Raw genomic sequence first — 22,570 nt, 5'->3', positions numbered from 1 at the left:
GTCGTACTCCCCAGGCGGAGTGCTTAATGCGTTAGCTGCAGCACTGAAGGGCGGAAACCCTCCAACACTTAGCACTCATCGTTTACGGCGTGGACTACCAGGGTATCTAATCCTGTTTGCTCCCCACGCTTTCGAGCCTCAGCGTCAGTTACAGACCAGAGAGCCGCCTTCGCCACTGGTGTTCCTCCATATATCTACGCATTTCACCGCTACACATGGAATTCCACTCTCCTCTTCTGCACTCAAGTTTCCCAGTTTCCAATGACCCTCCCCGGTTGAGCCGGGGGCTTTCACATCAGACTTAAGAAACCGCCTGCGCTCGCTTTACGCCCAATAAATCCGGACAACGCTTGCCACCTACGTATTACCGCGGCTGCTGGCACGTAGTTAGCCGTGGCTTTCTGGTTAGATACCGTCAAGGGATGAACATTCTACTCTCATCCTTGTTCTTCTCTAACAACAGAGTTTTACGATCCGAAAACCTTCTTCACTCACGCGGCGTTGCTCGGTCAGACTTTCGTCCATTGCCGAAGATTCCCTACTGCTGCCTCCCGTAGGAGTTTGGGCCGTGTCTCAGTCCCAATGTGGCCGATCACCCTCTCAGGTCGGCTATGCATCGTTGCCTTGGTGAGCCGTTACCTCACCAACTAGCTAATGCACCGCGGGTCCATCCATCAGTGACGCAAAAGCGCCTTTCAAATAGAAACCATGCGGTTTCTATTGTTATACGGTATTAGCACCTGTTTCCAAGTGTTATCCCCTTCTGATGGGCAGGTTACCCACGTGTTACTCACCCGTTCGCCACTCCTTTTCTTTCGGTGGAGCAAGCTCCGGTGAAAGAAAAAGCGTTCGACTTGCATGTATTAGGCACGCCGCCAGCGTTCGTCCTGAGCCAGGATCAAACTCTCATAAAAAGTGTTTGAAACAGTCTTGCGACTGTTAAGCTCAATTGTAATAATTGACTTGCTAGCATATTGCTTGCTATGTTGTTTGTTTCTATTATAAAAGAAACGCCCTACACATTTGGTTTGTTTTATTCGTTCAGTTTTCAAAGGTCTACATCGTTTATCGCTTTGTTTCAGCAACTTTTATATCTTAACAGCTTTCTATTTAAAAGTCAATAACTTTTATTTAAAAACTTTTTGATAAAAAAACAAAATTGCTTTATATCTCGTTCAAGCGACTTTATAAAAATACCACAAGATTTTTCATCCGTCAACAATTATTTCTAATTTTTTTTGAGATGTTTTATTCTCTTGGGAACATTTAATAATATAGCAATCTTCAAGCAGTAATGCAACTATTATTTGCACATTTCCTCAATCTTTTTGATTTTTCGAACGTTCATTTAAAACTCCAAAATAACGTTCGATTTTAAAACAAAAATAACGCTATCTTGAACGAAAAGCTTTAGTAACTTTCGCATAAAAAAACAGCCGAGTTCTACTCAGCTGTTTTCTCTTCTAACATTGGAATGAAAATTCTAAAAATCGTGCCCTTTCCAACTGAGCTTTCGACGCTGATACTCCCTTTATAGCTCTCTAGAAGTTTATGTGCGATCGACAACCCTAGCCCATTTCCACCTTTTGTACGAGCACGTGCTTTATCTACACGATAAAAACGATTGAAGACTTTATCGATATCTTCGTCCGGGATCCCTTCACCGAAGTCTTGAATCGCAATCTCAAACTTATTCAAGGTCGAAGAAACCGAAATATGCACTTCTTTACGATCAGTAGAATATTTCACGGCATTATCTAAAATAATGATCAGAATTTGTTCTAAATGGTTGCGATAAATCTTCAAAATTTTCTCCCCATCTAGATCATCATCTAGCGTAAAGGTGAATTCAGGGTAAAGTAATTTGAAATTATTAAATACTTGATACGTAACTTCTTTAGCTTTAGAAGTCTCGTTACCATAATAGACATCAACTTGTTCCGCACGAGAGAGGTCAAGCATCTCTTGCACAAGACTCTTCATCCGAACAAGTTCTTGCAAACTAGCCTGGATAGATTCATCTAATATCTCTGGGTCATCTTTCCCCCAACGGTTCAGCATATTCAGATGCCCTTCTATAACTGCAACTGGTGTTCGCAGTTCATGAGAAACATCTTCAACAAATTGTTCTTGTTGTTCGATATACATCCGAATACGATCAATAACATCGTTAAAAATGACCGCCAAATCAGCCAATTCATCGTTAGTTGTAATATCAGGAACATGTACTTCGGCCTGCGGGTCCTGTCTAATAATTTCCATTGTATCTCTTAAAATCTTAACAGGTTTTAAGAAATAAGAAGATAACAAGAAACCTAAGAAACTACTCAATAGCAATGAAACAATCTCTAACACGATCAATGTCAGCAATAACTTACTGCGCATCTCATAAAAATCAGATAATTCATAAAATACTTGAGCATACCCGACCTTCTCTCTAGTCTTCTTAGAATAAATCGGTTCTACAGATAGGAAGCCGTTTTTCTCATCAACAGTAACGATAGTTGGAGCTTTATGCTTAGTTTGAACTAATGGCTGATATTTCTTTTGTGTTTTAAAGATCAGTTTTTTATCCAAATTATATATATTTAGAGATAATTGGCGCTGACCCAATTCCGAGATAAAGTCATCGATACGCATCATATTACCTTCTAAAGTCATGTTCTGGTCATACATAGCGTTGTCTTGTCCGTCTGTTTCGGTTAGTGTCCGATAAGTATTTACCAGTGTTAACTCTTCATCAGCATTCGACAAGCGAGAAGTCACCTCAGAGATCGTGCGTTCAACGTTCGTTCTCTCTTTGGTTACGATCAGATTCACCGACGACTTATACGTAATTACTGCGAAGATCGTAAATACCACGAATATAAAGAAAGAACTTGTAAAGGCCCACTTAATGGTGAGTGAGGGCCCTTTCAGTTCTCTTTGTTTCTTGATAAATTTTCTCATGAGCGCATAACGTACCCAGTACCGCGGACAGTTTGAATATAACTGTCTTCACCAGGTACATCGATTTTATTACGCAAGTATCGAATATACACATCAACAACATTTGTTTCTACTTCTGTTTCGTAGCCCCAAACTTTATTTAGTAAAACATCACGAGCAAGAACAACGTTGACGTTTTCCATAAGCGTTAATAATAATTCGTATTCACGTTTAGTTAACTCAATGATTTCATTTCCGCGACGTACGACACGGTTTTCTTTTTCGATCGTTAAATCACGATAAGTAATCGTCGTTTGTTTAGCAACATTCTTATCGCCTTCAATATCGATTCGACGAAGCAACGCACGTAAGCGTGCTAGCAATTCTTCAATCGCGAAAGGTTTGACGATATAGTCATCAGCACCGTGATCCAACCCAGATACGCGGTCAATCACAGAGTCACGGGCTGTCATCATGATGATCGGTGTGTTTTTCACCTGGCGAACACGACGGCAAACCTCTAATCCATTTAATTCAGGTAACATCAAGTCAAGTAAAATCGCGTCCCAGTCACTTTCCAAAGCGGCTTCAAGTCCTGTTCTACCATTATAATGAACTTCTGTATCATAGCCTTCGTGTTTCAATTCTAGTTCGACAAAACGAGCTAGATTTTTCTCATCTTCAATGATCAGAATATTACTCATTTTTTTAAGTCCTTTCCAAGTTGAATTTCATTAAACCTCTATCATTATAGGGCTAAACCTGTCAAAAAGCTATAGTTAGTTATCAGTAATGTTATAAATAACCCATGCTATTCTTCATGGTACCAGCTGTAGTGATAAATTCCTTCTTTATCCGTACGTTCATAAGTATGAGCTCCGAAATAATCACGTTGTGCTTGGATCAAGTTTGCTGGCAAACGTTCAGCTCGGTAAGAATCGTAATAAGTGATAGCAGATGAGAATGTTGGTACTGGTACACCTGCTTGAACAGCGATAGCCACGACTTCACGAACCGCTTGTTGGTACTTGTCAGTGATTTCCTTAAAGTAATCATCTAACATCAAGTTTGCTAAGTCAGTGTCTTTATCATAGGCATCAGTGATTTTTTGCAAGAAACGAGCACGAATGATGCATCCGGCGCGCCAGATTTTTGCGATTTCACCAAATGGCAAGTCCCAGCCAAATTCTTTTGATGCGGCACGCAATTCAGAGAAACCTTGAGCATAACTCATGATTTTACTGAAATAAAGTGCTTCACGAATTTTTTCGATTAGTTCTTTCTTGTCGCCCTCATATTTATAAGGAGCAGGTCCAGCGAGCACTTTGCTGGCAGCAACGCGTTCTTCTTTGTAGGCAGAGATAAAACGAGCAAATACAGATTCCGTAATCAATGGGAGTGGAACGCCTAAATCTAAAGCGCTTTGTGATGTCCATTTACCTGTCCCCTTATTACCAGCAGCATCTTTGATTACATCAACGATAGCCTTATCTGTACCTTCGTCGTCTTTGCGAGTCAAAATGTCCGCAGTGATTTCGATCAAATAGCTGTCCAATTCGCCTTCGTTCCAATCTGAGAACACCTCGGCCATTTCATCAACTGAAAGACCCAATAAATGCTGCATCAAGTCATAAGACTCTGCAATCAGCTGCATATCCCCGTATTCGATTCCGTTGTGGACCATTTTAACGTAGTGCCCAGCACCGTTTGCGCCGATATAAGTAACACATGGTTCGCCATCTTCGGCTTTCGCAGCGATCTGTTCAAAAATAGGAGCAACTAAATCATAGGCCTCTTTTTGTCCGCCCGGCATCATTGAAGGCCCTTCTAACGCACCTTTTTCACCGCCTGATACACCAGTTCCGATGAAATTGATTCCTGAATTGGCTAATTCTTCATTCCGACGAATTGTATCTTTAAAGAAGGTATTCCCTCCATCAATCAAAATATCGCCTTTATCTAAATGTGGTAATAACGATTGAATCGTTGCATCTGTCGCTGGTCCAGCTTGCACCATCAACATGATACGACGTGGTTTTTCGATCGAATCAACAAATTCCTCGATTGAAAAAGTTGCCTTTAAGTTGCGATCAGGATGTTCTGCTACTACCGCTTCAGTTTTTGATCCAGTCCGATTATACAAAGCCACAGAGTAGCCGCGGCTTTCGATATTCAAAGCTAGATTTTTCCCCATCACGGCCATACCGACGACGCCGAATTGTTGTTTTGACATAATTATCCTCCTAGTTCGTAGTAATGTACTTATTTTTCTCTCGGAAAAACAAGGTGGGTTCTCACCACGCATATCAATCTACCGCATTCGATCGATCTGATAGCCATATTACTCAATACGTTTCTCATTATATCCTAAGAAAGTGAGAATGGAAAATGAATAGTGTTTTTAATCCAAAATCTTGTCAAAATCCTCTAATATTAGAGCGAAATCAAACAGACTTTCATGATTAGAATCCACTTACCCTTCTTTAACCCAAGAAAAAAACCTCAAGACTCCATGGTTAGTCTTGAGGTTTTGACTTTCTCTATTAAAAAGTGCTTATGCTTCTTTAGACATAACATCTTTTCCATCATAGTGGCCGCAGTTGCCACATACGTGATGGCTCTTCTTCATTTCGCCACAGTTAGGACATTCATTCAATCCTTTAATGGTCAATTTGTAGTGAGTACGACGTTTGTTCTTTTTAGCTTTTGATGTTTTTCTAGCTGGTACTGCCATTGGGTGTTACACCTCCTTATAAAATGAAGTATCATTTACTGATACATTTTATTCCAATCTTACTTGTCATCTTCCGATTCATTGAACAGTTCAGACAATTTCGCAAGACGAGGATCAATTGTTTCAGCAGATTCCTTTTTCTGCAAGTAGTCTTCTTCGCTCACGACTTCCCAATCGTTGCCTTTTGGTAAATCAGTCGTTTGCATTTCTTCTTCAGAGAAGACTTGCATCGGAATCGCTAATAAAATGTTATCTTCGATAGAATCCGTTAAGTCGATTGTATCGCTGTCTAAGACAAGGATCTCTTCGTCTCGTTCTTCTTCCATTGAAGACCATTGCTCCCGTGTCATGAATATTTCGTCCACTGAAAGATCAAGTGGAAGATCAACTGGTTCCAAGGAGCGAGCTGAAGGAACAGTTACAATAGTTTTCAAACGATAATGTAAAATATATTCATTTTTTCCAACAGACAAGAGTCCCTCTACAGTAACCGGAGCTACTGACAAGACCTCATTATCACGGGCTGACAATGCGTCATTCACATCAATCGTTTCTGAAAAATTTAGTGCTTCTTCTTTGTAGCGGCGCAATTCGCCAATCGACCATTTCATCATTCATCACCTCTAAGCAACAATCGATATTATACAGGTGGAAAAAAACTTTGTCAATGAAATTTTCTTGACACCTTGAAAAGCTGTACGAACTCGGTTAGTTTTTGAACAATAAGACTAAAATATTTTTAAATTGCTTTTCAAATTTCAAAATATTTTTGCTTATTGCTGAAAAATCTAGTTCGGGAAGCCAGACATTGTTAAAAGCTTTGTGAGCTCGTTCAGTTTTTCGCTCAACGCCGAGAAAGCTAGATATCAAGAAAGGCTGCACGAACTCGGTCATATTTGCCAATTCCACTTCGTATTTTCAATTCAATTAGTAGAATGGCATGCGTACGAAAATAAAAATAAATTTTTACGTTAGAAAAATCCTACCTATTTAATGAACTAGCACGTATACGAGTATCACAAAACTCTTTCTCCTGTATTCCCCATAGAAAGGGACTGTGACATAAAATGCCGCAGTCCCTAATTCTTTACAGAAAACTTTTCAATCTAAAAATTAGATTGCTGTTGTTTGTCCACGGTAGACGATACCACGACGAGGGTCAACAGTGACTAATTCACCATCAACAACTGTTGAAGTTGCGTCTTTAGCGCCAACAACTACTGGGATATCTTGAGCGATACCGACAACTGCAGCGTGTGAAGTCAATCCACCATCTTCAACGATCAAAGCAGATGCTTTTTCGATTGCAGGCATGTAGTCTTTGTCTGTTGTTGGAACAACTAGAACCATACCATCTTTAGCATTTTTGATTGCTTCTTCAGCTGTTTTAGCAACAACAGCGTGAGCAACGACTGTTGATTCGCCGATACCTTGTGCTTGTAATAATTTAGAACCGATCATTTGAACTTTCATAACGTTGGTTGTTCCACGTTCGCCAACTGGCACACCAGCAGTGATCAAGATCAAGTCGCCTTCTTTAGCGAAACCTAAATCGACAGCTTTTTGAGCAGCTAAGTCAAACATTTCATCTGTTGTTGTTGGTTTTTCAGCAACAGTTGGGTAAACCCCCCAGTTAACCATCAAGCTGCGTTTTGTATTTTCGTCGAATGTTACAGCCAAGATGTCTGCATCAGGACGGTATTTAGAGATCATACGTGCAGTGTGTCCAGATTCAGTTGCGGCAACGATTGTCTTAACACCTAAGTTTTTCGCAGCGCGAGCAACAGATAAACCAATTGTTTCAGTCACATTTGATTTGTCGAATTCGTTGATTTGGAATGAACCTAATTCTGACAATGCAGATTCAGCTTCCATGTCGATACGAGCCATTGTACCAACAGCTTCTACTGGGTATTTACCATTTGCAGATTCACCAGAAAGCATTGTAGCGTCTGTTCCATCAAATACAGCGTTGGCAACGTCAGATGCTTCCGCACGTGTTGGACGTGGGTTTTCTTGCATTGATTCTAACATTTGAGTCGCTGTGATAACTGGTTTGCCAGCAGCGTTACATTTTTTGATGATACGTTTTTGAACCATAGGTACTAGTTCAGGCGCGATTTCAACACCCATATCCCCACGAGCGATCATGATACCATCAGAAACTTTGATGATTTCGTCGATGTTATCGATTCCTTCTTGTGATTCGATTTTAGGGAAGATATGAACATGATTCATGTTCTTTTCTTCAATGATTTCACGAATTTCAAGAACGTCTTGTGCTTTACGAACAAAACTTGCAGCGATAAAGTTAATTCCGTTGTCTAAACCAAAACGAATGTCGTCTGCGTCTTTTTCAGTGATCCCAGGCAAGTTGATAGAAATACCAGGAGCATTTACACCTTTACGAGAACCTAGCATACCAGCGTTTTTAACGACCATGATTAATTCACGGTTTGCGTCATCTTTGCCAACGATTTCCATGTCGATCAAGCCATCATCGAACAAGATGTGTCCGCCAATATGAGCATCATCGAATAATCCTGGATACGTTACAGCGATTTTTTCTTTTGAACCTTTGTGTTCTGAGTCCATTGAAATACGTGTTTCATCGCCTACGTTAAATTCGATATAGCCAGCACGGCCGTAATCTGCTTCTGTTGTATCTTGAACAGTTGTACGGATTTCCGCACCTTTAGTATCTAAAAGAATACCGACATCTTTACCAGTTTTTTCTACTGCTTCACGAACCATGTTCATACGTGACAATTGTTCTTCGTGGTCTCCGTGTGAGAAGTTGAAACGGAACACGTTAGCCCCAGCTTCAATTAATTGAGAGATAGTTTCCACTGTGTTACTTGCTGGTCCTAATGTACTAACGATCTTCGTTTTTTTCATTACGTAATACGCTCCATTCTTGTTTCTTGATTGTTTATAATATATAGCTCTTCACTATTATTAACGAGATTAAAATGAGATTTGGTGATTCAATTCATATAATGATAAATCTGGTTTATGTTTGTTGTTTTCCAATGTATCAACGATGTCAGATGCGATTACTTCGTTGTTTTCGATTCCGATACATAATCCGCCCTTACCTTCTAACAATAAGTCAACGGCATAGGAACCAAATTTGCTAGCTAATACACGGTCGCGTGCGCTTGGTGAACCACCGCGGACAACGTGACCTAATACACTGACACGTGTATGGAAATCGCCGTATTCAGCTAATTTATCAGCGAATTCATTTCCGCCCATCACGCCTTCAGCCAAGATGATCAAACAATGCTTCTTCCCGCGATCGCGGCCTGCTTGGATCTTCTTCGCGATACGTTCCATGTCAAAATCATGTTCAGGAATGACGATTTCATCCGCACCACCTGCAACACCAGACCATAAAGCGATATCGCCAGCATTACGTCCCATTACTTCGATAACGAATGTACGAACGTGTGACGTCGCTGTATCACGGATACGGTCAACAGATTCTAAGACTGTGTTGATTGCAGTATCAAAACCGACTGTGAAGTCTGTTCCTGGAATGTCATTGTCGATCGTACCAGGGATGCCTACAGCTGGGTAGCCATGTTTTGTCAAAGCTAGAGCGCCGTGGTAAGAGCCGTCTCCGCCGATAACAACCAATCCTTCGATACCAAATTTTTTCAATTGTTCGATCCCTTTTAATTGCCCTTCTTCAGTAGCAAATTCTGGGTAACGAGCTGAATATAGGAACGTTCCGCCTCGTTGAATCTTGTCACCGACATCTGCAACATCCAAACGACGGATATCGCCAGCAACTAAACCAGCAAAACCATAATTGATGCCATAAACTTCCATGCCTTCAAAAATCGCTTTACGAACGACCGCGCGAACAGCAGCGTTCATTCCTGGAGCGTCTCCTCCACTTGTTAAAATTCCAATGCGTTTCATTTTCTCACCTCATAAGTATTCTCAAAAAAACATACATCGTTTAATTCATGGTACATTCTACCAAAAAACATCCCAAAAGTCTTGGGATGTCCACGGGAAAAGCTTCGATTTTGAAAAAAGTTTTTGAAACTTACAAGAAATCATCTTATTACGACGTTTTGTTCCCCTAATATGTCACTTAAAGCATTCAAGAGGGTATCATTAACCCCTATCCAAAACTTTTTATCCAGCACAATCTTTCGACGGCTTTTTTCATAATAGATCACAACTGGGATTTTCCCTGGAGATAATTGCAGTCTTTCAGCAATTCCTTGCTGGATTTCAGCCGTGTCTTTTTCATCCTGCACACGCAAATACAAGATTTTATCACTAATATCGTCTTCGACATTCTGAGCTGGGGTCATTTCTTCAACTAATAATTGAATTGCCTGATCATAACGGCTGCGTTCAACTTTGCCTTGCACCAGATAAACCGTTTCTAGCTCAATCTCTTTCCGCAAGCGACGATACGTTTGCGGAAAGATCGTTAGAGAGATTTCCCCGCTTTGGTCGTTCCCTGTCAGGAAAGCCATCTGCTCTCCTTTTTTTGTCCGAATCTCACGAACATCTTTTAAATAGAAGAGAATTTTTCCATGACTGCCGACTGACAGTTCGGTAATCGGTTGTAGATCCTTTTGCTTCAGCAATTTCGGAAAGTTCTCAGTCGGATGACCAGAGACGTATAACCCCAGGTATTGTTCCTCATAATTCAACCGCTCAGCCAATGAATAATCCTCAGACGAACGTTCCTTCAAACTCATCACATCCAACAATGACATACTGCCACCGCTGTACTCGACATTTTGAATTTTGCCTTCCAGTCCGTCAGCCAATTCCCGACGATTAGGATGAAGTTCATCAAAAGCCCCAATGAAGATCAATGGCGCAATATAATCATTTTTTAGCCAGCGCGTCTCGATCCTCAGCAGAAATTGATCCAAAGATTTGAAGGGGCCTTCTGCTTTGCGGGTAGTCAAAATATCACTGACAAAGTCACGACGCATTCCCTTAATAGCGTCCAGACCGAAACGAATCAAATCTTTTTCAACCAATGTAAAACTGTAGTTGCTGCGATTGATATCTGGCGCTAATAGTTTTACGCCGGCTCGATTGGCCTCGGCGATGTATTCCCGTAATTTTTTTGGATCGTTTCGCACCGATTGCATTAATGCCGTATAAAAAGCCCCTGGATAATGAACCTTCATATAGGCCATTTGATATCCAACAAAGCTGTAGGCTACAGAATGAGATCGGTTAAATCCATAGTTGGCGAAGCGTTCGATATAATCATAGACCTCTTCGGCGCTTTTTTGACTATGTCCACGATTAACAGCACCACTGACAAAATGACGTCTTTCTTCATCTAATAAATCCTTTTTCTTTTTGCTGACTGCTCGACGTAAGATATCAGCTTCACCTAAACTGAAGCCCGCCATCTGAGCAGCCACCTGCATAATCTGTTCCTGATACACGATAAACCCATAAGTTGGTGCCAGAATCTGTTGAACAGAAACATCGGGGTACGTGACTTGTTCCTTGCCATTTTTCCGTGCAATAAATTGGTCAATAATCTGCATTGGCCCTGGGCGGTACAAAGCATTAACCGCTACGATATCCTCGAATGAAGTTGGATGCAAATTACGCAACACTTTTCGGATTCCCGCAGATTCAAATTGAAACACCCCGCTCGTTTCCCCTCTTTGAAACAATGCCAGCGTTTCAGGATCGTCTAACGGTACATTCTTCAAATCCAGCTCTTCACGATAGACTCGACGAATATTTTGTTGCGCATTATCAATAATCGATAGATTTCGCAGTCCTAAGAAATCCATCTTTAACAGGCCGATCGTTTCAACATCGGTCATAGTAAATTGTGTTAATAAAATGTCCTCAGAACCGTTTTGCAGCGGTACAACACCAATCAAGTCCACATCACTGATGACTACACCGCCTGCATGAGTAGAGACGTGCCTCGGCAACCCCTCTAAAGTCAAGGCGGTTTGAAACAACAGATTACTCCGTTCATCATGGGCTACCAATCGTTTCAACGGCTCGGACTTATCATAGGCCTCGCTTAACGTGATCTTCAATTGATTAGGGATCGCCTTTGACCAACGATTCGCCTCGCTTTGAGATAAACCAAATACTCTGCCGACATCCCGCAAGACCATTTTCGCCGCCATCGTACCAAACGTGGCAATTTGAGAAACGTGGAAGTGTCCATACTTTTCATGAACATAATGCAAGACTTGGTTGCGGCGATTGTCAGGGATATCCAAATCAATATCGGGCATACTATTCCGTTCAGGATTCAAAAATCGCTCAAACAATAAATTATACTTGATCGGATCAACATCCGTGATACTCAAAACGTAAGCAACCAATGACCCCGCCGCTGATCCGCGGCCAGCACCGGAAACGATTTTGCTGCGATGAACATAATCCATCACATCCCAAACGATCAAAAAATAATCATCGAAGCCCATGTTATGGATAATGCCAAGTTCACGGGTCAAACGTTGCCGATATTCTTCTGTTACATTCGCAATTCGCTCCGGCAGTTTCTGCCAGCAAAGCTCCTGCAAATAGGCATCCGCCGTTTGTGGCGTAGGTACAGGATAATGCGGCAATAATTTTTGGTGTAGCGGCAAGTCAAATTGACAAGCTTCTACCAACCTGATCGCGTTCGCCACCGCTTCCTGATCATCAAAACCAGCAGTCAACGTTTGCATCTCTGCCAAATAATTGTCTCCTAGCTGATTCGTCAGCTCTTCTCTAGGTAATTGACTGCCGTTTTGAATGTGGCTCATGACTTTAATCGCAAAAGCCTGAGTGGAATCCAAGTAAGCCACTTCGTGAATAGCGATTCTAGGAAAATCCGCTGGCAATCCAGACGTTTTGGTTGCTGGTGAAACACCTAAATAAAACTCCCCATTTACTTGTTCTGTTACTTTGGGTAAAACGGACTCGATCGGAACGTACAACTCATCTACTGGTAAAACAGTAATCAGGTTTTTCGTATCCAACTGATAATCCGATAAAGCGAATGGTTTTTCCGCCATCATACGAGTACTGGATAGTCGCATCAATTCCTGATACCCGGCAACATTTTTGGCGTAGAATAATAATTTTTCCGTTGCTTCTTCCAGATAAAAATCTAATTCCAGACCAATAATGCCAATCATTTGATTTTTTTGGCAAGTCTGAAAAAATTCTACCGCACCATATAAGACATTCTCATCAGTAATCGCAATCGCGGAATAGCCCCGCTCTTTCGCTGATTCCACATACTCTTTGATCGTCAAGGTGCTTCTCAATAATGAATAGGAAGTTTTTGTATATAGTTGTGGTAAATGCATAATATCCTCCTACTTCGTATTAATGGATTTTTTTCATTAGAAAAATAAATTTGATGTTCTATTGATCTATCATCCTACTCGGAATAATGCTGTTAAAAAGTAGAATGATCCGCCGAACTATTTTCTGGTTTCTTACACAAGACTTTTCTTTACATTTTCAAAAAAAATGCTAAACTAAACCTAGAAATTCCTGCGAAAAGAGGTGCTCTTAATGAAATATCTAGTTACATTTTTCTGGGCTTTCGCAATTGGACAAGCCGTTTGTTATCTAGGCGGTGCCTTGCAAAGCGGCTCTTATAACTTTGAATTATCTACGATTATCTCACTGATCGTTGGTGTTATCGCCCTTATTGCTGCACGTTTCGTTTCACCAAAAAAGGCCAAAGCATAGACAAAACAAAACCAGTTACTATATTGTAACTGGTTTTTTGTTTTTTTCATAGCTAGAAAGCAGCGTTTAAAAACGAGCTTCTTTAAACAATTTTTCCATGTTTAGCTGTTAGTATTATTATTTCTATTGAAGAAAAGAAGAACCCTGCCTGTCTCATCTCTTATGCAGTCTTTTAAACGAATCGATTTCACTTATATCTTCGTCTTAGTAACTAGTAACTTTCGGAAATTAAACACACTCAAAATAATATTCCCAAAAACACAGGCACTCGTTACAAGGAAAACAGCTGGATAGCCCATTGTATGAGCTACCGTCGAACCAAGCATCGGTCCAATAACTTGTCCAAAATTGTTGAACATCTGGTTATAACTAAAGATGCGGCTAACTCCTTCCGGCGGGCTGATTTTACTGATCAAAGTATTAATGGAAGGCATCAATGCTCCAGTGGAGAAGCCCAAGAAGAAGCGTAGTACTCCCAGTTGAAATGGTGATTTAACAAACGCCATTGGGATAAAACAAACTAGCGATAACACAAGACCCGCCAATAGAACTTTGTGATTGCCAATCTTATCGCCGATTTTCCCTAATGTAGGTGATGAGGCAATGGCTGATACCCCCGCGATTGATACAATGATCCCGCTGATCAATAAGGCGTTGTTGCTGCTCCCACTTAGATCCCGAATATAAAGTGTCAAGATCGGGCTAATACTAGTCGCTCCTACCTGTAAAATCAATGTGCTGACAAATAATCCGATCAAGATCGGCATATAATTGATTCGTTTACGCAATTCTCCCATACTAATCACATCTTGTTTTTCGATCGGTTCAAAATCTTCCTTCACCATGAAGATTGTCAAACACGTACAAATCAATAATATAATACCTGTGATAATAAAGACATTTCGAAAACCAAACCATTGAGCTAGCATTCCGCCCAACAATGGACCGATCAAGTTCCCGGCCACACCGCCTGTAGCCAGCGTCCCCAGTGCCCAGCCGCTTTTTTGCCTAGGAGCTTGCGAGGCGATCAATGCGGTCGCATTGGGCATATAACCCGACAAAACACCAGTCATAAAACGCATAATCAATAACCAATACACATTCGGTACAAATGCTAACGAGCCCATCGTGACTGTCATTCCAGCTGCCGCGCGGATCATCATGAGCCTGCGTCCTTTTCGATCAGCAAGATTCCCCCATAGCGGCGAAACAATCGCCGCGGAAAATGCGGTTACCGAGATCGCGAGCCCTGAGAACAGCTCGACCTGGGACTTCGGCGTCCCTAACTGTTCAATATAAACTGGCAAAAAAGGCATCACTAAGCTGAAGCTCGCACCGGTAAAGAAACAACCAATCCAAGAAATCAACAAGTTTCTACGCCAATTAATCTTCATCCTCTTTTCCCTCTTCCCCGCCATTCTTATCTCTATACTATAGCAGAGTCCACCGGAAAAAACTTTTCTTCTCCCTCCGAGGCTCCAGATTGTTTTTAATATTTTCTTCTTTTTTGGGCGCTACAGTTGCGTTTTCTGATGATTATGCTAGACTGAAACAAATTGAAATGAGAATATCAGTTCCACTTTTTTCACAATACGTTGAGGTTCAATATATTAGTGGAATGATTTATATGCTGAGAATCTAACTTATTTTTTTAAAATAAATATATTAATACGAAGTAGGGGTTTATATGAAAAAATTGATCGCTATTGATTTAGATGGAACCACTCTAAATCAAGATTCAAAAATTACTGATAAAACCGCAAGAACTTTGCGGCGTGCAATTGAAGATGGCCATTCTGTCGTAATCGCTACCGGCCGTCCTTACCGCATGAGCAAGAACTTTTATCAAGAATTGCAGTTAACAACGCCGATGATTAATTTTAACGGTGCGCTTGTTCATCTCCCTGGTAAGAAATGGGCTGATGAACAAGAAACATTGATTAATCGGAAAATCGTGTTTGACTTGATGGCAGAAAAGAAAAATTTAAAACTAGATTTTATTGCTGCGGAAAATCGCGAAACCTTTTTTATTGATGATCTGAATTTCTTTGACCAGCATTTCTTTGCTAGCGATAGTGCAACGGCGGATAATCTGTTGACTATCAATACCCTTCAAACGAATCCAACGTCGGTTTTGTTACGTAGTCAGCCAGAAAATGTCGACAGTGTTTCGGAAGAATTAAAACAGCAAATCGGAAACGAAGTTGAAGTCAATACTTGGGGCGGACCAAATCCAATGTTGGAGGTTGTAGCCAAAGGTATCCAAAAAGCGCATGGCTTGAAGCGAGTCATTGAAAGCTTAAATATGAAGCAAGAAGATATCCTTGCGTTTGGTGATGAACATAATGATGTCGATATGCTGAAATTTGCTGGTTGGGGTGTCGCGATGGCCAATGGAACGGACCAATTAAAATCAGTCGCAAACGATATTACTGAAAAAACCAATGCTGAGGACGGTATGGCCGATTATCTAACTAAATATTTAGACCTATAAAAAGCTGAGGGATGGAATCAATCACGATTCTCTCCCCCAGCCTTTCTATTTTTCAAATAGTTCTTTTGCTTTTTCCGCGAAGCGCTGACCAAAAATTTCAAACATTTGTTTTGATTCTTCATAATGATTTCCAACAGCATCTAACGCTACCGGGCCATGATGAATGAAGGGCTGTCCATGAGCTGAACCGCCAGAATAAACGATCATCCCTTTTACTAATAACATCCCTAACATGGAAAGGATCGCACTGTCACTTCCCCCCTGCGCATAATGCGCCGTTGCGAAGCCGCCGCCCAATTTCCCAGCCAACGAAATTTCGCCGCTTTCCTTCAGCAACCACTGAGTGATTCGCCAATGACTTGTTGCCATATACGTAGGTGTTCCTAATAGAACCCCGGTACACTCATTCAAATAATTCACACTGATCGGATCATCAACTGAAAATATCCGTACCTCACTGCCTACACTCCGCATCCCTTTCGCAATAACCTCAGCCATTTCTTTTGTCTGCCCTGTTTTACTATAATAGATGACCGCTAACTTCACTCGAATCGCCCCTTTGTTCTTTTCCTTGATAGTACCTCTTTATTAAAGGGGTTTTCAACAAAAAAAGGAGGCGCTCGAAAGCCCCTCTACTTCACTACAGTATACTCATCAATCGTTTTTCCATCTTTATCTTTCAGCACCAGCCAACCATTGGTGCCTGCATAGTAAAGAAAGATCCCGATCTCATTAACACTTTTCAAAACGATGTCTTCTGTTGTCGTATAATCTGAAATCTTCGCCTCGTAATCCGCTCTTAATTTTTCTGTTAATCGCGCACTAAAACCAACTGACCCATCTTTGTTCAACGGCATTTCTTGTTTCAATTTTGCGCCAGCTTTCAATACCATTTCATTCCGCTTACGCCAGACTACTTCTCCTTTTGAATCATTATAGTCAATATAAAATGGGATTTCGCTGACTTTTTTATTCCAGCGGTGCTGCGCCTTAGCTGGTTTAACCTTAACTTTTTCATTCTGAAAGCCGAAGGTAGCCAGAATTTCAAACAATTCCTTTTGATAATTCACTACTATTGAAAAATGATTTGGAGCAATTTTTTGCATCTCAAATAAGCCCGTTGTTTTCAGCGAACTCTCTTGCCAAGCAGTCAGCATTTGCTGCGCTAAATCACGACTTTCGATATCCCAAGGCACCTTGATCGTGACTAAGCTATCCGCTTCCTGCAACATTTTTTTATTAATTTTCTGCCCATAATCAATCGCCTGTGCTTCACGCCCTTTGAAATACAGCAATAAGCTCTCATCAGTAAATTTCGGCAGCTTTTTAAATTCGCGATAAATCACCATCGCACCTTGCTCTTCAAATTGGACTTTTGTTAGCGTCTCATGTATTTCAACCGCTAATTCAATCATAGCTTTTCCCTCAAATCTTTTTTCTTAAGCTTATAGAAAAAATGTTTGAGAGTCGACTAATATGTCTCGCCTAATTAAATTTTCAGAATCTTAAATAGTAGGTTTCAAAAGCCAAAGGACAATCCACTCCATAACAAATAGGCCATTGATTCACCAGCTGCATTTCAAGTGAGAATATTCCCTCGTTGATTCGTCTCAATATGACGGATCTGTCGGCTACTCCCGCTTTCTGATACGATTTATCAATCGTTTGCGTTTCTTTCTAGGTGAAGAAGCTGTAATTTCAGGGATTTCAGGCTCGCCTGACTTCAATTTCTCAGTCAAAATGAGCGTTACAGGGCTTTCTCGATCATCAATTTGAATATTCGCCAATGTATACCTATCTGACATGCAGGCTGCAATCACATCCAATGCTTGGCTCTCATTCAGCTCTAACGGATTGATGCTCTTTGGAAATTTGATTCTTTGGATTAATAAACCTGGCTCAGGTCTTTCTTCCTCAATCGATAAATCTTCTGGTATCTGAACCTTTTCAATGTCTGTTGGTATTTCCGCGGGTTCTTCTATTTGGGAAATTATGTTCTCTTGTACTGGTGCTATCGGTTCAACAGAATTCTGCTCATTTATTTCATCCGCTCGATCATAAATCGCCGTCTCAATCTTGTTAATGAATTTAGCATGCTTTACTTTTTTGAATAGACCGACCCCATTTTTCTCAAACAGACTCAATTTTGTCATTTTCTCTAAGGAAGCTCTGATCTGATCTCCAGTTTTACTTGTATCAACATCCTTCAAGCGTAAATGATGTTTTCTTCCGTTGCTCTTCTCAAATTCTGCATCCAATGTAGTCATTTTTTCAGTCCCTTCATATTCCTACTCTTGTCATTTCACAGTTGCCGATCATCGTCACGAACCGACTAATCCTGCCAAAGGCTCTTTAATAAATTGCGTATATAATGATTTAAGCTTTTCAGCTATATAAGTTTTCGCTGGAAATAGTTTGATCTGCAGCAGACGCCATTCTTTCTTCTCGAAATATTCCGCAAAGAAAGTATAAAAACGACGTAGCGTTGAATTAGATCTGGTTTTTAGAAAAATGTAGTGGACCAATTCGGCCAACATAAATGAAAAATCCTCTTGACAGAGTTCTTCTCGCACTTGAAGCGCTACCAACATTTCGATCGCGCTATTGCCGTCATTTGTTTCTCGATAGAAATTTTTTATTCTCTTTTCTAAAGTCTTGCGCTTTAATGAAAAGATTTGCTGACGGCTTAACCCATACTCTTCCATAAATGTCTCTCCTCTTTAAAATAATTTCTATATAAAATTGTGTTTTACCGACCCTGAAAAACACGAAACAGAATTCTTTTTTAACCCATCCTCGCAACACCACAAAACAAACATAAACCAGCGGATTCAAAAATTCTAGTTCAGCTTTTTTAAAATAATTAAACAATAGTAATTGTTCTTTGTTAATAAAGCCTGAATAAACATAAAATAATTTTTATCTACTTTAAAAAAACAGCAAATAAACAAAAAATAGCTTTACTTTTTCTGTTTAATTGACGATTTTCAACCAGGTAGCTCAATAAAAAATCCTCCGTTCAATCAACGAAGGATTTCACAATTATTCAATTATTTTTTTGACTTTGAAGGGCTCAGTTTTTTCTGAAGGTTCTTCTTGATCGGCCAAATCAAACAAAATAAGCGATTCTTTGCCTTCGCCTTCCACAATTACCAATTTTCCAAGCGGATCACGATTGTCCTTGACGATCTGTGCTTCCTTGATCAATTCTTTCGGATCTCGTTTAGCGGCGATCGCATTACCTAAGTTAAAGAATACAGTCTCTTCCATCCTTATCCACTCCTTATACTTTCTCTGATCATTATAGCAAAAACAGCGATAAAACGTTCTGGTAAGACCTTAAAGAACTTGTTTTGAACAAAATAGGCTTGCTCTAAATGTAAAAAAGGCTATAAACATCAGCAGATTACTCTGCATCCATGTTTATAGCCCCTATAATGGTAAGGAAGGTACGGGATTTGAACCCGTGCACCACATTACTGCGGCTCGCCGGATTTCGAGTCCGGTGCATTACCACTCTGCCAACCTTCCGCACCATTTATCTTACCTTTTTTCGTTTAAATGTCAAGATTTTATAATGTATCTAATACGGAAGTATCTTCTTCTTCCAAAATATTCGTGATTGTACGGTTCATCAAATGAACGATCTCATCTTGAGTCGGCTCGATGATCCCTGAAGACATCAATGTCGCGATCCCAGTTACACAGATCCATGTCCCTACATGCAACGCATTGATTCTTTTTTCAGATAAGTTTTTGTACTTAGGATGCTCCACAATTAATTGATGGAAGTAATTGTAAGAAAAGTCGTGCATCTTTTTCCCGCCGCCATACTCTTGAACGTATAACGCATTGTAAAGATTGCTTTGCTCTTTCGCAAAATAAACGTAGCTCAAGCCTAAATCGATGATCGTATCACCTGTGCGAACTTCTGGGAAAATATCGTAATATAGGTGATTGCAGATTTCATCTAGCAAGGTGTTTTTAAGATCACTCATATTTTTAAATTCTAAATAAATCGGTTGCGTACTGATTCCCATTTTTTTGGCAATGTTTCGTGCTGTAAATCCAGAAAAACCTTCATTTTCGACAACTTCATAGGCAGCCTTCAGAATCTGGTCTTTTGTGTAAACTTTTCTTCTCATTTTGATTCCTCCCAGAATGTTATTATTTTTACCGTCATTTTATTTTAATCAAAAACTGATTAGTTTTGCAACCCTTATGTAAGATGTTATCTAAATTTACAGATTTTTTTTTCGAAATAGAGCCTATATCCTCAATTTTTTTCTTATAAAGGGAGTGGAACCGTTTTATTGTTTTTTGAATTTTCAACTAATTTCATTAAAAAACAAAAGAGCCGTTATACATTTGAGGGTCTTTCTGTTTCTTTAACGTAGAATCAAAGTCCCCCGAAAAATATTCTGCTGTTACTTTATTATACTTTCTCTGAGGTTCAGTGACAATCCTTATTCTTTTTCTTGTTTAATTTATTTATTTTCACTACTATAGTATAGAAATAGAAAAAGGTGGTTAACTTGATGGAACAGCAAAATTATGCGCAACTCGTTTTGAATACTTGTTTGAAAGCCGGAAAAATCATGATGGAGTCCGGCTCAGAGGTCTATCGAGTGGAAGATACAATGAAACGAATCGCTATCAATGCAGGGCTTGATGATATACAAACGTATGTGACGGCTACAGGGCTGATCGTAGGCTTTCCCTCTGAACAAAGCAGCCAAGTGATTCAAATCACACCGCAGTCGATCAATCTCGAAAAAGTAACGGCGGTTAATCAGGGATCGCGACAATTTGCTGACGGCGAACTTTCTTTACCAGATTTTTATCTGTATTTGGAAGAAGTTGACGATGCGACGCCGGACTTTCCTTATTTATGGAAGATCATCTGCGCAGGGATTGTCAGTAGTACCTTGATGATCATCTTGAATGGTACATGGTTCGACTTTATTCCAACGTTCATCATCGGCATGATCGGCTTTGCCGTTCATACCTTTTTTGGGAATACGTTGCATATGAAATTTCTAAATGACTTTGTGGCGGCGCTGATCATCGGTTGTCTGGCTTTATTAGCCGTTTCATCGTCTGTCGCTCGTGATGTCAATAGTTTGATCATTGGGTCGATCATGCCGTTAGTCCCTGGCCTGGCCATCACTAACGCCTTTCGTGATATTATGGCAGGGCATTTGATCAGTGGTGTTGCTCGCGGGACCGAGGCTTTGTTTATCGCCGGTGCGATCGGCGGCGGGATCATAGTTGCTTTTAATTTCTTTTAGTATAAGTCATCATTTTTGGAGGTCGTCATGAATTTTATAGTCAACTTTTTATTCAGCATGTTTAGCACGATCGCTTTCAGTGTCATCACTAACATTCCTCGACGGGCATTTTTAGCTTGCGGATTAACTGGCGCTGCCGGTTGGATGACCTTTTGGATCTTGCAAACCTATTTCCATCAAAATATCGGTATCTCGAACTTTTTGGGAGCCTTAATGATCGGGCTTATCAGTATTCTTTTCTCAAAGACAATGCATATGCCGGTGATTGTTTTTAACGTACCTAGCCTAGTTCCTTTAGTTCCTGGCGGTCCGGCATACATGGCGGTTCGCCACATGATGAACCAGCAATTTACTGAGTCCATGGAAAAGGTTGTCACGGTCTTAGTGACTGCAGGCGCCATCGCGATCGGATTTATGTTCACGAATTTGATCGAACGAGCTTTAAAAAGAACACGTTCAAATTTCCAAGTAAAATAGACCGTTCGTAAACAGGAATTTTATTCCTGTTTTTCTTTGTCTTCAGGCTAACATTGTAAGCGCGACCATTAAATATCTAAAAATATTTTAAGTTTCGCAGGAAATTTACAAATTACAACCTCAGACCTATGCATTTTGTGAATTAATCCTATATACTTCAGTTTAGAAAGACAAAGGAGCTGAATCCAATGAGTGTTGTTCAATCTAGAAGATTATTAAATATTATTTCGTTGATGGGTATCGCTATAACCGTTAGTTTGACAATTTACTTCTATCACTTAGGAGTATTTAATGATATGGGGTCATTGCAGCAACTCGTCGGGCAATCACCCATCGCCGGACCGCTCATTTTTGTATTGATTCAAATTATCCAAGTAGTCATTCCCATTATTCCAGGAGGGATCAGCCTCGCAGCCGGAGTTTTGATTTTCGGTCCTTACTGGGGATTTGTTTATAATTATGTCGGTATCGTGATTGGCTCACTGATTCTTTTCTTGATGGGGCGGCACTACGGCAAGCCCTTGATTATGCATCTTGTTAGTGATAAAGTATATCAAAAGTATAGTCACTGGCTTGAAGATCAATCACGTTTTGATAAAATGTTCACCTTAGCTATTTTCCTACCTGTGGCACCAGATGATGCTCTGTGTTTAATGGCTAGCTTAACGAACATGTCCTTTAAGAAATATAGCGCGATCATCTTTTTAGCTAAGCCAGCTTCGATTTTCTTGTATAGCTTGGCGTTACTACAAGGTGGTAGTTTATTATCTAGTTTACTCGTCCACTAATTCGTTAGTGGATTTTTTTTGTTTAGCGAAGATCAATGCAAACCTTCAAAAAATGCACGTTAAAAATTCACAGAATATTTACAAACTAAACAGATAATGATTAATGAAAAACGTTATCTTACACCGAATCAGCAGAGCG

At 40.3% G+C, this 22,570-nt stretch carries 20 protein-coding genes, 1 tRNA gene and 1 rRNA gene (1 of these 22 running past the window's edge); 5 read left to right on the top strand and 17 right to left on the bottom strand.

Translation table 11 applies throughout. The features are described 5' to 3' along the window. The 9 genes from IGI38_RS04610 to IGI38_RS04570 all read right to left on the bottom strand — a co-directional run. Nucleotides 1-914 (bottom strand): 16S ribosomal RNA (locus IGI38_RS04610) (it extends 645 nt beyond the left edge of the window). Nucleotides 915-1,443: 529 nt separating this feature from the next. After that, entirely contained in the window at nucleotides 1,444-2,949 is a 1,506-nt protein-coding gene (locus IGI38_RS04605; RefSeq protein WP_438727274.1) for a HAMP domain-containing sensor histidine kinase, read from the bottom strand. Next, complete coding sequence (locus IGI38_RS04600; RefSeq protein ID WP_010740068.1) at nucleotides 2,946-3,632, bottom strand: response regulator transcription factor; 687 nt, start codon at nucleotides 3,630-3,632, stop codon at nucleotides 2,946-2,948. Before IGI38_RS04600 ends, IGI38_RS04605 begins: the two co-directional genes overlap by 4 nt. A 107-nt stretch (nucleotides 3,633-3,739) precedes the next feature. Next, nucleotides 3,740-5,161 carry an NADP-dependent phosphogluconate dehydrogenase gene (gene gndA, locus IGI38_RS04595; RefSeq protein WP_438727271.1) on the bottom strand — a complete coding sequence of 474 codons (1,422 nt, stop codon included), beginning with the start codon at nucleotides 5,159-5,161 and terminating at the stop codon, nucleotides 3,740-3,742. A 321-nt stretch (nucleotides 5,162-5,482) separates the two neighbouring features. Beyond that, the gene (rpmF, locus tag IGI38_RS04590) at nucleotides 5,483-5,662 is read right to left on the bottom strand and encodes a 50S ribosomal protein L32 (protein WP_438727269.1); all 180 of its coding nucleotides are present in this window, start codon (nucleotides 5,660-5,662) and stop codon (nucleotides 5,483-5,485) included. Nucleotides 5,663-5,721: 59 nt separating this feature from the next. Next, nucleotides 5,722-6,273, bottom strand: coding sequence for a YceD family protein (locus tag IGI38_RS04585; RefSeq protein WP_438727267.1), 552 nt, complete (start codon nucleotides 6,271-6,273; stop codon nucleotides 5,722-5,724). Between the two features lie 502 nt (nucleotides 6,274-6,775). Then, nucleotides 6,776-8,560, bottom strand: a complete 1,785-nt coding sequence (gene pyk / locus IGI38_RS04580; protein ID WP_438727264.1) for a pyruvate kinase — start codon at nucleotides 8,558-8,560, stop codon at nucleotides 6,776-6,778. A 69-nt stretch (nucleotides 8,561-8,629) separates the two neighbouring features. After that, nucleotides 8,630-9,592 carry a 6-phosphofructokinase gene (pfkA, locus tag IGI38_RS04575; RefSeq protein ID WP_438727262.1) on the bottom strand — a complete coding sequence of 321 codons (963 nt, stop codon included), beginning with the start codon at nucleotides 9,590-9,592 and terminating at the stop codon, nucleotides 8,630-8,632. A 140-nt stretch (nucleotides 9,593-9,732) separates the two neighbouring features. Further along, nucleotides 9,733-12,990: a DNA polymerase III subunit alpha gene (locus tag IGI38_RS04570; RefSeq protein WP_438727260.1), complete on the bottom strand. Its 3,258-nt coding sequence runs from the start codon at nucleotides 12,988-12,990 to the stop codon at nucleotides 9,733-9,735. Between the two features lie 211 nt (nucleotides 12,991-13,201). Between IGI38_RS04570 and IGI38_RS04565 the strand changes: the two genes are divergently transcribed. Next, a complete protein-coding gene (locus IGI38_RS04565) occupies nucleotides 13,202-13,381 on the top strand; it encodes a YjzD family protein (protein WP_438727258.1) in 180 nt (59 codons plus the stop codon). A 191-nt stretch (nucleotides 13,382-13,572) separates the two neighbouring features. Here IGI38_RS04565 and IGI38_RS04560 read toward each other — a convergent pair whose 3' ends face one another. Beyond that, complete coding sequence (locus tag IGI38_RS04560; protein ID WP_438727254.1) at nucleotides 13,573-14,775, bottom strand: multidrug efflux MFS transporter; 1,203 nt, start codon at nucleotides 14,773-14,775, stop codon at nucleotides 13,573-13,575. 293 nt (nucleotides 14,776-15,068) lie between these two features. Between IGI38_RS04560 and IGI38_RS04555 the strand changes: the two genes are divergently transcribed. Beyond that, nucleotides 15,069-15,875 carry a Cof-type HAD-IIB family hydrolase gene (locus IGI38_RS04555; protein WP_438727252.1) on the top strand — a complete coding sequence of 269 codons (807 nt, stop codon included), beginning with the start codon at nucleotides 15,069-15,071 and terminating at the stop codon, nucleotides 15,873-15,875. Between the two features lie 45 nt (nucleotides 15,876-15,920). Here IGI38_RS04555 and IGI38_RS04550 read toward each other — a convergent pair whose 3' ends face one another. The 7 genes from IGI38_RS04550 to IGI38_RS04520 form a co-directional block, all read right to left on the bottom strand. Next, complete coding sequence (locus IGI38_RS04550) at nucleotides 15,921-16,421, bottom strand: flavodoxin family protein (protein WP_438727249.1); 501 nt, start codon at nucleotides 16,419-16,421, stop codon at nucleotides 15,921-15,923. A gap of 86 nt (nucleotides 16,422-16,507) precedes the next feature. Next, a complete protein-coding gene (locus tag IGI38_RS04545; RefSeq protein ID WP_438727247.1) occupies nucleotides 16,508-17,290 on the bottom strand; it encodes a hypothetical protein in 783 nt (260 codons plus the stop codon). A 216-nt stretch (nucleotides 17,291-17,506) separates the two neighbouring features. Then, nucleotides 17,507-18,142, bottom strand: a complete 636-nt coding sequence (locus IGI38_RS04540; RefSeq protein WP_438727244.1) for a DUF2922 family protein — start codon at nucleotides 18,140-18,142, stop codon at nucleotides 17,507-17,509. Nucleotides 18,143-18,196: 54 nt separating this feature from the next. After that, nucleotides 18,197-18,580 (bottom strand): hypothetical protein, encoded by a 384-nt coding sequence (locus IGI38_RS04535; RefSeq protein WP_438727242.1) that lies wholly within the window; start codon nucleotides 18,578-18,580, stop codon nucleotides 18,197-18,199. A gap of 337 nt (nucleotides 18,581-18,917) precedes the next feature. After that, the gene (locus tag IGI38_RS04530) at nucleotides 18,918-19,145 is read right to left on the bottom strand and encodes a hypothetical protein (RefSeq protein ID WP_438727239.1); all 228 of its coding nucleotides are present in this window, start codon (nucleotides 19,143-19,145) and stop codon (nucleotides 18,918-18,920) included. Between the two features lie 173 nt (nucleotides 19,146-19,318). Further along, a tRNA-Ser gene (locus IGI38_RS04525) sits at nucleotides 19,319-19,406 on the bottom strand. Between the two features lie 41 nt (nucleotides 19,407-19,447). After that, entirely contained in the window at nucleotides 19,448-20,020 is a 573-nt protein-coding gene (locus IGI38_RS04520) for a TetR/AcrR family transcriptional regulator (RefSeq protein WP_010746292.1), read from the bottom strand. A 393-nt stretch (nucleotides 20,021-20,413) separates the two neighbouring features. Between IGI38_RS04520 and IGI38_RS04515 the strand changes: the two genes are divergently transcribed. The 3 genes from IGI38_RS04515 to IGI38_RS04505 all read left to right on the top strand — a co-directional run bounded on the left by IGI38_RS04515 (nucleotide 20,414) and on the right by IGI38_RS04505 (nucleotide 22,431). Then, nucleotides 20,414-21,166 (top strand): threonine/serine exporter family protein, encoded by a 753-nt coding sequence (locus tag IGI38_RS04515; protein WP_438727236.1) that lies wholly within the window; start codon nucleotides 20,414-20,416, stop codon nucleotides 21,164-21,166. A 27-nt stretch (nucleotides 21,167-21,193) separates the two neighbouring features. Continuing rightward, the gene (locus IGI38_RS04510) at nucleotides 21,194-21,643 is read left to right on the top strand and encodes a threonine/serine exporter family protein (protein WP_438727233.1); all 450 of its coding nucleotides are present in this window, start codon (nucleotides 21,194-21,196) and stop codon (nucleotides 21,641-21,643) included. 188 nt (nucleotides 21,644-21,831) lie between these two features. Beyond that, a complete protein-coding gene (locus tag IGI38_RS04505) occupies nucleotides 21,832-22,431 on the top strand; it encodes a TVP38/TMEM64 family protein (RefSeq protein WP_438727231.1) in 600 nt (199 codons plus the stop codon). The last annotated feature ends 139 nt before the right edge of the window (nucleotides 22,432-22,570 follow it).

Source organism: Enterococcus sp. AZ128, assembly GCF_051714485.1.
In the GTDB taxonomy this organism is placed as follows: Bacteria; Bacillota; Bacilli; order Lactobacillales; family Enterococcaceae; genus Enterococcus_A.
The sequence above is the reverse complement of the archived record's forward strand: the minus strand, read 5'-3'. Positions and strand labels throughout refer to the sequence as shown.